Annotated in this window: 8 protein-coding genes, 12 tRNA genes and 2 rRNA genes; 21 read left to right on the top strand and 1 reads right to left on the bottom strand. The window is 52.5% G+C overall.

The window, feature by feature from the left end; genetic code table 11:
- From DFP95_RS24895 to glmM, 21 genes are all read left to right on the top strand, one after another.
- A 23S ribosomal RNA gene (locus DFP95_RS24895) occupies window positions 1-84 on the top strand; the annotation flags it as partial.
- A gap of 102 nt (window positions 85-186) precedes the next feature.
- Window positions 187-303: ribosomal RNA gene (rrf, locus tag DFP95_RS24900) — 5S ribosomal RNA — on the top strand.
- 45 nt (window positions 304-348) lie between these two features.
- Window positions 349-424 (top strand) — tRNA-Thr (locus tag DFP95_RS24905).
- Window positions 425-441: 17 nt separating this feature from the next.
- Window positions 442-516, top strand: a tRNA-Glu gene (locus DFP95_RS24910).
- A gap of 6 nt (window positions 517-522) precedes the next feature.
- Window positions 523-598, top strand: a tRNA-Val gene (locus tag DFP95_RS24915).
- A gap of 25 nt (window positions 599-623) precedes the next feature.
- Window positions 624-697 (top strand) — tRNA-Gln (locus tag DFP95_RS24920).
- Between the two features lie 6 nt (window positions 698-703).
- A tRNA-Lys gene (locus tag DFP95_RS24925) sits at window positions 704-779 on the top strand.
- A 29-nt stretch (window positions 780-808) separates the two neighbouring features.
- Window positions 809-891, top strand: a tRNA-Leu gene (locus DFP95_RS24930).
- Between the two features lie 16 nt (window positions 892-907).
- Window positions 908-982, top strand: a tRNA-Gly gene (locus DFP95_RS24935).
- A 4-nt stretch (window positions 983-986) separates the two neighbouring features.
- Window positions 987-1,063: transfer RNA gene (locus DFP95_RS24940), tRNA-Arg, on the top strand.
- Between the two features lie 26 nt (window positions 1,064-1,089).
- A tRNA-Pro gene (locus DFP95_RS24945) sits at window positions 1,090-1,166 on the top strand.
- 14 nt (window positions 1,167-1,180) lie between these two features.
- Window positions 1,181-1,254: transfer RNA gene (locus DFP95_RS24950), tRNA-Gly, on the top strand.
- A 63-nt stretch (window positions 1,255-1,317) separates the two neighbouring features.
- A tRNA-Pro gene (locus tag DFP95_RS24955) sits at window positions 1,318-1,394 on the top strand.
- Window positions 1,395-1,408: 14 nt separating this feature from the next.
- A tRNA-Gly gene (locus DFP95_RS24960) sits at window positions 1,409-1,482 on the top strand.
- Window positions 1,483-1,999: 517 nt separating this feature from the next.
- Entirely contained in the window at window positions 2,000-4,792 is a 2,793-nt protein-coding gene (gene ppc / locus DFP95_RS24965; protein WP_115995403.1) for a phosphoenolpyruvate carboxylase, read from the top strand.
- A 79-nt stretch (window positions 4,793-4,871) separates the two neighbouring features.
- A complete protein-coding gene (locus DFP95_RS24970) occupies window positions 4,872-5,813 on the top strand; it encodes an EamA family transporter (RefSeq protein ID WP_115995404.1) in 942 nt (313 codons plus the stop codon).
- A gap of 2 nt (window positions 5,814-5,815) precedes the next feature.
- Entirely contained in the window at window positions 5,816-6,382 is a 567-nt protein-coding gene (gene sigW / locus DFP95_RS24975; RefSeq protein WP_115995405.1) for an RNA polymerase sigma factor SigW, read from the top strand.
- A gap of 102 nt (window positions 6,383-6,484) precedes the next feature.
- Complete coding sequence (locus tag DFP95_RS24980) at window positions 6,485-7,099, top strand: zf-HC2 domain-containing protein (protein WP_115995406.1); 615 nt, start codon at window positions 6,485-6,487, stop codon at window positions 7,097-7,099.
- Between the two features lie 197 nt (window positions 7,100-7,296).
- Entirely contained in the window at window positions 7,297-8,127 is an 831-nt protein-coding gene (cdaA, locus tag DFP95_RS24985) for a diadenylate cyclase CdaA (protein WP_115995407.1), read from the top strand.
- Entirely contained in the window at window positions 8,120-9,478 is a 1,359-nt protein-coding gene (locus tag DFP95_RS24990) for a CdaR family protein (protein ID WP_115995408.1), read from the top strand. Before cdaA ends, DFP95_RS24990 begins: the two co-directional genes overlap by 8 nt.
- A gap of 56 nt (window positions 9,479-9,534) precedes the next feature.
- Window positions 9,535-10,875, top strand: coding sequence for a phosphoglucosamine mutase (gene glmM, locus DFP95_RS24995; RefSeq protein WP_115995409.1), 1,341 nt, complete (start codon window positions 9,535-9,537; stop codon window positions 10,873-10,875).
- 98 nt (window positions 10,876-10,973) lie between these two features.
- Here the strand turns inward: glmM and DFP95_RS25000 are convergent, their stop codons facing one another.
- Complete coding sequence (locus tag DFP95_RS25000) at window positions 10,974-11,912, bottom strand: macrolide 2'-phosphotransferase (RefSeq protein WP_115995410.1); 939 nt, start codon at window positions 11,910-11,912, stop codon at window positions 10,974-10,976.
- Window positions 11,913-11,993: the final 81 nt, after the last annotated feature.

The following is an 11,993-nucleotide window of genomic DNA, read 5'->3' on the forward strand; positions in this document are numbered from 1 at the left end:
AAGAACACCAGGTTGATAGGCTCGGGGTGGAAGCGCGGTAACGTGTGCAGCTGACGAGTACTAATCGGTCGAGGGCTTATCCTAACGAATGGACATGGTAAGGTAATTGAACCTCAGCATCTCTTCACCTTTGCTTGCTTCGCATCCAGTTTTCAAGACGCAATGTCTTGAGTGAATTTGATCTGGTCTGGTAATAATGGCGGAGGGGTTCCACGCGTACCCATCCCGAACACGACCGTTAAGCCCTCCAGCGCCAATGGTACTTGGACCGCAGGGTCCTGGGAGAGTAGGACGTTGCCAGGCCGGAGAAAATTCGATCTCTATCGCTGTGTTTAGGTATAGGACCACGCTCTCATAGCTCAGTAGGTAGAGTGCATCCATGGTAAGGATGAGGTCACCGGTTCGATCCCGGTTGAGAGCTCCACTTCCAATACCATTCACGGCCCCTTGGTCAAGCGGTTAAGACACCTCCCTTTCACGGAGGTAACAGGGGTTCGAATCCCCTAGGGGTCACCAACATTCGGAGGCTTAGCTCAGCTGGGAGAGCATCTGCCTTACAAGCAGAGGGTCGGCGGTTCGATCCCGTCAGCCTCCACCATAACCATTTTAGATTGGCTTACCGTTGGGGATTAGCCAAGCGGTAAGGCAACGGACTTTGACTCCGTCATCCAAGGTTCGAATCCTTGATCCCCAGCCATTTTTTGAGCCATTAGCTCAGCTGGTAGAGCACCTGACTTTTAATCAGGGTGTCGAAGGTTCGAGTCCTTCATGGCTCACCATCTTCAAAAAAGGCATTACTTGTTATCATGCGCGTATGGCGGAATTGGCAGACGCACCAGACTTAGGATCTGGCGGGCGACCGTGGGGGTTCAAGTCCCTCTACGCGCACCATAATTACCACAAGGTTGCGGAAATAGCTCAGTGGTAGAGCATCTCGTTGCCAACGAGAAGGTCGCGGGTTCGAGCCCCGTTTTCCGCTCCATTATGCGCCCTTAGCTCAGCTGGATAGAGCGTTTGACTACGAATCAAAAGGCCGGGAGTTCGAATCTCTCAGGGCGCGCCATTTTTAGAACAGAATAGTATCATTGTCGGGACGTAGCTCAGCTTGGTAGAGCACCTGGTTTGGGACCAGGGGGTCGCATGTTCGAATCGTGTCGTCCCGACCATCTATTTTCTCCATGCGGGTGTAGTTCAATGGTAGAACTTCAGCCTTCCAAGCTGATAGCAGGGGTTCGATTCCCCTTACCCGCTCCATAACTTACTCTTAAGCCTTATCGAGTAGGGCTTTTTTTTAAGAAACGGCTTGATACATAGTTACGGGACGTAGCTCAGCTTGGTAGAGCACCTGGTTTGGGACCAGGGGGTCGCATGTTCGAATCGTGTCGTCCCGACCATTATTGTTCCGCACGCGGGTGTAGTTCAATGGTAGAACTTCAGCCTTCCAAGCTGATAGCAGGGGTTCGATTCCCCTTACCCGCTCCAAACATAACATCGAAGTCCTCCTAGCGAGGGCTTTTTTTGCGCGACAAAAAAGGCCTCTGCGGCGAAGGCCTCTTGGGAAAGGTAGTCCCTCTTTAACAATGACTTCGTTCGGGTTGCAGCTGAAGATAATAGAACTACTCGCGAGGTTGATCAAGCTTGACGGCTGTCGCAAGCGTGAGAATGACAAGGTATTCTTTAAGCGGAAAGCTTTTTCTTTTCATCATGCACCACTCCTTGAATGAGGTAGTCGGGTTGATCTAATTGTCGCAGAGGGACATACTTCTTCTTACACGATTATCCACCTTGCTGAAACCGAACATTTATGGCTTAATGATGAATTAAAAGAAGATTTTCGACGATCAATGTAGTATGATAAAAGGAAGGTTTTTTCATGAACGATCATAAAGATTGAGCATGTTCGGCTTGTTCTCGACTGATCGCTCTTACCAACGCTAGTCTCCGACCGCGGGTTGGAGAAGCGATATGACTTTGAAATGCAATGTTTGGGGTGAAAGAGATGACGAATATGACTACGGGTCAACGTTCTTCGTCCAATCATCTGCTGCGTAGAGACGTACGCTTTCTAGGTAATATACTGGGAGAAGTGCTCGTGCATCAGGGTGGTCGGGAACTGCTGGAACATGTCGAGAAAATTCGGGAAATGAGCAAGGCTCTTAGGGCCGAGTATTTGCCGGAGTTGTACGAAGAATTTATTAATACCGTTAAAACTTTGGAGCCTGAAATCAGACACCAAGTTATTCGGGCATTCGCTATCTACTTCCAATTGGTGAATATCGCCGAACAGAACCATCGGATCCGCCGCAAGCGCGATTACGAGCGTTCCACGGGAGACGCGGTGCAACCTGGTTCGATCGAGAGCATCGTTCAAGACTTGAAGGAGAAGAAGCTTTCGTCCGAGGAAGTAAGGGACATGCTATCCGACATTTCGCTCGAGCTGGTCATGACGGCTCATCCGACGGAAGCCACTCGACGGGACGTACTCGACATACACAAGCGGATCGCGGACGAGGTTATGGAGCTGGATAACCCGACGTTAACGTACCGCGAAAGGGAGAAATTGCGCGAGAAGCTGCTGAACGAGGTTCTGACCTTGTGGCAGACCGACGAGCTACGCGACCGCAAGCCTACGGTTCTGGACGAAGTGCGGAACGGAATGTATTTCTTCCACGAAACATTGTTCGAAGTGCTTCCCGACGTATACGAAGAGCTCGAGCGTTGTCTTCAGAAGTATTATCCGGAGCAGCCGTGGCATGTACCGACTTATTTGCGTTTCGGAACTTGGATTGGCGGAGACCGCGATGGTAATCCATCGGTAACGGCTGAGATCACTTGGAAAACGCTGAACATGCAGCGCAACCTAGTCATCTACAAGTATGAAAATATTATCCGTACGTTGAGCCGCCAGTTGAGCTTCAGCACGACGATCGTGGACGTAACGGAAGAATTGCTTGAATCGATTCGCGAGGATAACGCCAATGTCGTGCTTCGTACGGTTGAACCGTGGACGAACGACAAAGAGCCGTATCGCGTGAAATTAAGATATATGCTGCAGAAGCTGCAGAACATGCGGGAAGACGAGTTCAAGGGAACGAAGCAACGTTACCAGACGGTAGCGGATTTGACCGCGGATCTCGTATTGATCGACCGCAGCCTGCGTCATCACTACGCGGATTTCGTCGCGAATACTTATCTGATGAAATTCATCAGGCAAGTTGAACTGTTCGGCTTCCATCTTGCTGCTCTCGACGTGCGTCAGCACAGCAAAGAGCACGAGAGCGCGATGACGGAACTGCTGTCCAAGGCAGGAATCACGGACAAGTACGCGGAGCTAGAGGAACAGGAGAAAATCGACCTCCTGAACGGACTGCTTGAAAGCCCGAATTCGTTATTGAACGAAACGATCACGCTAAGCGACTCCAGTAAGGAATGTCTGGACGTGTATCATACGGTTTATAGAGCACAGCAGGAATTCGGCGCGGGATGCATTACCAGCTACCTGATCAGCATGTCGGAAGCGGCAAGCGATATTCTGGAAGTTATGGTATTCGCCAAGGAAGCCGGGTTATTCCGTCAGAACGAAGACGGTTCGATAACGAGCACGCTGCAAGCCGCTCCGTTGTTCGAGACGATCGATGACCTGCATGCGGCTCCTGCGATCATGGATACCCTGTTCAACCTGCCGATCTATCGCAAATGTCTGGCGGCTATGGGAGATCTGCACGAAATTATGCTTGGTTATTCCGATAGCAACAAGGATGGCGGAATGGTAACGGCCAACTGGGAGCTTCGGGTTGCGCTTAACGATCTGACGCAAACGGCGAAGACCCATAACGTTCGCCTGAAGTTCTTCCACGGACGCGGCGGCGCGTTGGGTCGTGGCGGAATGCCTCTTAACCGGAGCATCTTGGCACAACCGCCTCATACGATCGGCGGAGGCATCAAGATTACCGAGCAAGGAGAGGTTCTTTCATCCAGGTATTCGATGAAGGGCATCGCTTACCGGAGCTTGGAGCAAGCGACCGGAGCATTGTTGCAGGGCGCGTACTTGTCCCGCTATCCGGCGCAAGAGGAATCGACAGAATCCCAATGGGAAGAAATCATGAAGGGGATCTCCGTCGATGCTCAGACGAAGTACCAGGACCTCATTTTCCGCGACCCTGACTTCATGACGTTCTTCAAGGAATCGACTCCGTTGCCCGAATTGGGAGAGCTGAATATCGGCTCCCGCCCTTCGAAGCGCAAAGGAAGCGACAGGTTCGAAGACTTGCGCGCGATTCCTTGGGTATTCGCTTGGACGCAGAGCCGCTACTTGTTACCCGCATGGTACGCGGCGGGCACGGCTTTCCATAAATACGTAAACGGCGATGAAGGACGTCTAGAAATCCTTCGCACCATGTACCGGGATTACTCGTTCTTCAGCTCCCTCGTGGACAATCTGCAGATGGCACTAGGTAAAGCGGACTTAATCATTGCCGGCCAATATGCGGGAATGATCGAAGACGAGACGATTAAAGGACGTATTTTCAAGCAAATCGAAGACGAATACGCGAAGACCAAGGAAATGATTCTCACGATTACCGGGCAAGAGGATATTCTCGATAACGTACCGGTCATCCAGGAGTCGATCAGGCTTCGCAATCCTTACGTCGATCCGTTAAGCTATATGCAAGTTCAATTGCTGACGGAGCTGCGCGAATTGCGCTCGGAGAACGGGGAAGATGCGGAATTGCTTCGCGTAGTGCTCTTAACGATTAACGGCATTGCGGCCGGGCTTCGGAATACGGGCTGATCATCCGCTCATAACGAATTGAATGATGGGGGCTCGGGTTGCGACCCGGGTCCTCTTCGCGCAAGAAAGCGGGACGTGAATGAATAATACCAAGAAGCCTATTTGGGCGATAGCGCTCGTTCTGATCGGTGCGACAAGTTACGGATTCGTATCCGCCGTACTTAAGTTTGCGGTAAACGACGGAATGGACGTCAAGCACCTTACTTTCCAGCAAGTGCTATTCGGCGCGGTGCTATTATGGCTGACTTTGGGAGTCGTGAGGGTTGGCGGAAGAGGACAGCCGTCATTAGCAGGTACGTGGAAGTCGTGGCTAAGGTTGTCCGTTATCGGAATCCTTGGACTATCGCTGACAACCATCTTCTACAATGAAGCGCTGGCCCGATTGGACGCATCGCTCGTCATCGTCTTGCTTTTTCAGTATACGTGGATTACGATTCTGCTAGAAAGCATTCGCAAACGGCAATGGCCGACTAAGCAAGAATGGATAGCCGTATTGTGCATCGCTCTCGGAACCATTCTGGCCGCCGGTTTGTTGGAACGCGACTTCAGCGAATTGGATGGTTTAGGAATAATCTTTGGCCTCCTATCCGCGGTTACTTACAGCTTGTTCTTTTTTTTAACGGGTTTCCTGCCGAATCATCTGGATGCCGTGGCCAAGTCGGCGATGATGTCGACGGCATCTCTGCTGTTCGTCTTCATACTGCAACTGTCTCAAGCTCCCGCGCTCATTGCAGATAGCTTCAATGGGACGACAATGGCTTGGGGATTGGTGATCGGATTTTTAGGAACCGCGTTTCCGTTTTTTTGTTTTAATTACGGTATCCCCAAGCTAGGAAGCGGATTGGCCGCGTTATTGGGTTCGATGGAACTTCCGGCGGCCGTCGTTGCCGCCTTTATCCTATTGGGGGAACCTCTAACGTTATGGCAAGGGGCTGGTATCGTTCTGATCATAGCAGGAATTATGGCGGCGCAGAGCAAGCCTCATCTAGCTGCCACAGCCGGGAAGGAAGGTGAGAAGTAACTTTGAAGCCCTTGGAGACGCGACTGGCTCGATTAGCCCTTAGAGGGGATCAGCGCGCTTTCGCGGAAATCGTGGACATGTACAAGGACAAGCTTTACCATCTCGCCTACCGGATGACGGGCAACCGCCAAGAGGCAGAGGATGTCGTACAGGAAACCTTCCTAAGAGTGTACAAGAACTTGGACCGATATGACGAGAACCAGAAGTTCTCCACGTGGATATACAGAATCGCGACGAACCTGTGCATAGATCGGTTGAGGAAAAGAAAAGCGATCTACTCGCTCGACGCCGAATCGAACGAGCACGAGGGGCTGGACGGGTACGCGATGCTTCCGAGCGACGACCGTACGCCGGAAAGCGAGCTGCTCCTCTCGGAAACGCAAAGGCTTATTCACGGTGCGATCGCGACGTTGCCGGTGAAATACAAATCCATCATGATCCTGCGCTATTTGCAAGATATGTCGCTTCAGGAAATATCGGACGTGCTGGAGATGCCCGTAACGACCGTGAAAACCCGAGTTCATCGCGGACGGGAGTTTCTTCGCAAGAAGCTGGAGCATAAACTGTAAGAAATTTCGTTTAAAATATTGAAACCGCGCCGCTTTAACGCACGTACAGTATAGAAGCATCGAATGCGGAGTACGGCTCCGCTGAGGAAAGGGATGGCTGATATGAAGTGCAACGTCGCCGTCGTGCTCATGCATGATCATCTGGATGGGGACTTGGCACGCGAGGAAGTTATACAGCTGCAGCAGCATCTGGTTCAATGTCCGTCGTGCTACGCTCGTTACGAATCATTGGAGCGCACCGATGCGCTCGTCAAAGCTCTGCCTATAGAAAAAGCACCCGATTATCTAAGCGATAAGATCATGAAGTCGCTTCCTAGCCCGCGGAGACCGGCGGCATGGACCTCATGGGTACGTCGACATCCTGCCGTATCGGCAGCGGCGATCTTCCTGGTCGTCATGTTATCCAGCTTCGTCTCGATGTGGAACCAGAGTCAAGAGTTGTCCGTGTCCGGACCGGATCTGGAGCATGTCATTATCGAAGGCAAGAAGGTTATCGTACCGGCCGGACAGAAGGTTACGGGGGATTTAACGGTCGTGAACGGAGACGTGCAGGTGCTCGGAGACTTGGACGGCAACTTGACCGTCATCGACGGCAACCTCACACCGCTAGCTTCGACCGCGCATATCGCGGGAGAGATTAAGACGATCGACCGGGCAGTGGATTGGTTCTGGTACAAGGTCAGTTCCTATTTCGGTACTTTGGCTTACGGATCCTAATTAGATTCGACAGTTTATGACACACTAGTCATGCGTTCCGGATCGAGCCAACGAACCTCTCTGGATCTCGGAGAGGTTTTTTTGCGTAAAAGACAGGATTTCTTGTTATGAGTAGAGAAAGGTTATAAGATAGAACTATCTGCTATTCCGACAATATTCGTCGCAACTATTCCAGCGCCGGGACGGGGGGTCGCGTCTTGGACTATTTTGCCGGGCTGACACTTAAAAATTCAATTAAAGATATCGTCGACGTAGTCATCGTCAGCTATATCATTTATAGGCTTATTATAATGGTTCGGGGTACTCGTGCGGTTCAGTTGCTCAGGGGTATCTTTCTGCTCGTCATCACTTGGGCACTGAGCACATGGCTGAATCTGTATACGTTGAAGTGGCTGATGAACCAGATGTTCACCTTCGGGGTCGTAACGGTTCTGATTATTTTTCAACCGGAGCTTAGAAGGGCGCTCGAGCAACTTGGGCGAGGGAAGCTGTTCACTCGTTCTTCGCCCGAGGAGCAGGATGTCAGTCACCAGATCAACGAGGTTATTAAGTCGGTTAATTACTTAGCGATCCGCAAAATCGGGGCGTTGATTGTGTTCGAGCGGAATACGGGACTGAACGATTATATCGAATCCGGCGTCAAAATGAACTCAAAGCTCAGTTCGGAGCTTCTTAGCAACGTGTTCGTCCCTAATACCCCTCTGCATGACGGAGCCGTCATCATCCGTGGGAGCCAGATCATGGCCGCTGGCTGCTATTTGCCGCTGTCCGAGAATCCTTTTATCAGCAAGGAGCTCGGAACGCGTCACCGCGCGGCTATCGGCGTCACGGAGGTATGCGACGCGATCTCCGTCGTCGTGTCGGAAGAAACGGGACAAGTATCGCTGGCCATCAACGGTCAGATCGTTCGCGACATTAAGGAAGAGTCGCTGATCTCCAAGCTGTTCGAGGAGCTGCGTCCGCAATTCAAGGCGAAGAGCGCGGACTGGGCTTTCTGGAAACGGAAGGAAGGTGGCAACCGTGGATAAATGGTTGAACCATCCCACCGCTTCCAAGCTCGTCGCTCTCGCGATCGGAATTCTGATGTGGGCGGTCGTTCACTTCGATCCGGACGAGTCCACGCCGAACAACGTGGCTTCGCTATACGATACGAGGGTCATCGAAGCGGTTATCGTGCAGCCGTACGGACTGGACGAGAGGAATTACGTACTCTTGGGGTTGGAGCCTCAAACCGTCAAGCTGACGGTGAAAGGAACCCGAAGCGATCTTACCGCGGCTAAGTCGAAGGACTACCGTTTGCAGGTAGACTTAAGAACAGTGGGCGAAGGAAAGCATACACTGCCTTTGGAAGAGAATTTGCCTAGAGGCATCACTTCGGTGTCGATGTCCCCTTCGATGGTGACGGTTAACGTCGAAGCGCTCCAGATTAAGGAGTTCGAGGTCGACATTCAGACCCAGGGGAATCCGGCCAAAGGATACACGGTAGGCACGCCTATCATTAAGCCGAGCAATCGGGTTCACGTCACGTTGCCGAAAAATCAATTGGCGAAGGTGGAGCGAGTTGGCGCTACGTTAGCGATCGACGGAAATAAGGAAACGATCAAGAACAAGAGCATGAAGCTCGCCGCGTACGACGCTAGCGGCAAGCCGATCGAAGGAGCGATCATCGATCCCGCCGTTCTGGAGGTCGAAGTTCCGATTACCTATCCTTTCAAGACCGTTCCGCTGCAATTCAAGCTGGTCGGACAAATGCCTACGGGTCTCAGCATCGCTTCCTTCAAGCCCGACGTGGAGCAGGTCACGTTATACGGGCCGCAGGATGCTTTGGATAAGGTAGAGTTTATCGAAGTGGACGTTCAATTGGACACGTTGAAGAACTCGGGGAAAGTATCGATTCCGATGAAGATCGTGGCACCGATCATCGAGATCTCGCCGAAGAATATCGATATCAATATCGAGGTTCTCTTATCGGCGACAAGAACTCTTGAAGGACTGCCGATAACGTTAAGCGGGTTAGGCCCGGCGTTAAAGGCCGTCATAACCGATCCGGCATCCGGTAAAGCGGATATTACGATTCAAGGAGCTCCGGCGATATTGGATCGGTTGAGTCCGGGCGACGTCGATGTCATCGCCGATCTAAGCGGTCGGGGTCCGGGGACCTATACGGTGCCGCTCAACGTTAGCTTGGAGAGATTCATGGAGCAAGCGGGCGGCGCGAAGACGATAACGGTGGAAATCACGGACGACGTGCCGGCTAGCGGTACTCCCGAAGGGGAAGATGAAGCAACAACCGATACCGGCGGAGAAACCGAGACACCGGTAGATCCTAGCGAGGAAGTTAACGCGGAGGAACCCGTCGTAGATCCAGTCCCTCAATAAGCAGGTAATCGCAGCATGGAACTGGGAAGAGCAGATGAAGGAGTAGAGATATAAACATGGGGAAATATTTCGGAACAGACGGCGTACGCGGAGTCGCAAACCGCGAATTAACGCCTGAATTAGCTTATAAGATCGGCCGTTGCGGCGGTGTCGTATTGGCCGGCCGCGCGGAAAGGCCTAAAGTTATTATCGGCAGCGACACACGGATATCGGGACCGATGCTGGAGAGCGCATTAACGGCTGGATTGTTGTCCATCGGAGCAGACGTTATCAGACTAGGCGTGGTAAGTACGCCGGCGGTTGCCTATTTAACCCGGTTAATGGGGGCGGATGCTGGCGTCATGATATCCGCTTCGCATAATCCGGTTGCGGATAACGGCATTAAATTTTTCGGCGGGGACGGCTTCAAGCTTCTCGACGAGACGGAAGCGGAAATCGAACGGTTGATGGATGCGGAGGAAGATACGCTTCCTCGTCCAATCGGCGGAGGCATCGGCTCGGTAACGACGGATCTGGAGGCTAAATCGAAATACATCGATTATTTGCAGAAGACGGTCGGGAATTCTTTCACGGGTGTAAAGCTAGTGTTGGATTGCGCGCACGGCTCGGCTTACGAGCTGGCACCGGATGTGTTCCGCGCCTTGGGGGCGGATGTGATCGCTTACGGGGCGGAGCCTAACGGCTTGAATATTAACGAAGGCGTCGGCTCGACGCATCCGGAGATGCTGGCTGCGAAAGTGAAGGAGCATGGAGCTGATCTGGGACTTGCTTTCGACGGAGACGCGGATCGGTTAATCGCGATCGACGAGAACGGCGAGGAAGTCGATGGCGACTATATCCTTTGCATCTGCGGAGACGCGTTGAGACGCTCAGGTAAGCTGGCGCACGATACCGTCGTGACGACGGTCATGGCGAACATCGGGTTCTTCAAGGCGGCGGAAACTCTTGGTCTGCGCACGGCGAAGACCGCGGTCGGAGATCGTTACGTGATGGAAGAGATGGTTAACGGCGGTTATAACCTCGGCGGCGAACAGTCCGGTCATGTGATCTTCCTGGACCATAGCACGACGGGAGATGGCATATTGACCGGATTACAATTGGTCGATACGATCGTCGGCTCCGGACGTAAGTTAGGCGAGTTAAAGAAAATGATGCGCAAATATCCGCAGGTGCTCGTGAACGTCCGCGTCGCGGACAAATCGCGATACCCGGGCAATACGGCGATCGCAGAGGCGGTTGCGGCGGCGGAAGAGGCATTAGGCGACAACGGTCGGGTCTTGGTGCGCCCTTCGGGCACGGAAGCGTTAATCCGCGTCATGGCGGAGGGACCGGAGCGGGAAGAGATCGAGCGTCACGTGGATGCGATTGTCAATGTCGTTAAGGCGGAATTGGTATAATTCATATCGTTAAATAAGAAGCTCCCGGTCAATGAGACCGGGAGCTTCTTTATTGTGATCTTTCTTATTCGTTATCGCTATGTGGATTAGAGCTATTGTTACGCTTGCGGAGGAAGCTCCTCTCCATATTCGTTAACGCCTAACGAGCTGCGCGCCATAGAGACGTACTCTTCCAAACCCGACTTTAGCGCAAAGATAGCAATGAGGACAGGATAAGCCGCGTACAACTCGACGATATGGTTTTTCATTCTCGGCCAAGTCGTACCTCCGGCTTTCTTGTACTCCGCCAGCAAGCGATCAAGTCCCAATTCGCCGAATGCAGCATAGTAAACCGTGAAATCGGAAGCGGGATCGGCCACCTCGCCTTCCGTCCAATCCAGAAGCCCGGTCACTTTGCCATCCGAGTCCACGACGATATGCCCGGGATGGAGGTCTCCATGGATGAAGGAAGAATGGGGAGGCCAATAAGAATCTTCGGCCAACCAAGCTTGCCAACGCTGCCAGAGAGATTCCGAGACGCCGAATACCCGTTTGACCTCGTCCATTCTGTCGGACAGTATCCGGCGCACGTCGGCAGGTTGCTTGACGCGAACTCCAGCCGTTTCCGCTATGGCCGGATCGATCCCGTGCAATGCGACAATGGATTCGGCCAGAGATTGAATGAACGCCTCCGGAGGAGCCTGAGGATCGATGATCCAGTCATAGTTCATCGCTTCGGGGTTGATGGTTGCCGCAGGTTGACCTTCCAACCGGGGATACGCGATGAGCTCGGGAGTGCAAATCCGCCAATCGGGAACGGCAACCGGCAGATAGGGTTGCACGACCTTAAGCACTTTCCTCTCGTAGGCCGCGGACTCGACGACGTCGGAACGCCTTGGCTGGCGAATGACCCAGGACTCGCCGTCTTCCGTCTTCGCGAACACCGCGAGAAAGTCCAGTCCGGATTCGTTAACCTCGGCGCTTTCGGCAACGACGTTCAGACCGCTTCTCGCCGCTAAATCCAATATATTTTTAATGATTAAGTTTTCGGTTGTCATTAGGGGTTACCCCTCTCCGTTATTTAGACGATTGGACGGGGAGATAGGTTGAACCGGATTATCTTAGCCGCATGAAATGGA

Source organism: Cohnella lupini (assembly GCF_003386205.1).
Taxonomy (GTDB): Bacteria; Bacillota; Bacilli; order Paenibacillales; family Paenibacillaceae; genus Cohnella; species Cohnella lupini.

Coding starts and splice junctions, on each gene's coding strand:
- DFP95_RS24980 (WP_115995406.1), top strand. CDS start 6,485: ATGAAGTGCAACGTCGCCGTCGTGCTCATGCATGATCATCTGGATGGG.
- glmM (WP_115995409.1), top strand. CDS start 9,535: ATGGGGAAATATTTCGGAACAGACGGCGTACGCGGAGTCGCAAACCGC.
- DFP95_RS25000 (WP_115995410.1), bottom strand. CDS start 11,912: ATGACAACCGAAAACTTAATCATTAAAAATATATTGGATTTAGCGGCG.
- DFP95_RS24970 (WP_115995404.1), top strand. CDS start 4,872: ATGAATAATACCAAGAAGCCTATTTGGGCGATAGCGCTCGTTCTGATC.
- ppc (WP_115995403.1), top strand. CDS start 2,000: ATGACGAATATGACTACGGGTCAACGTTCTTCGTCCAATCATCTGCTG.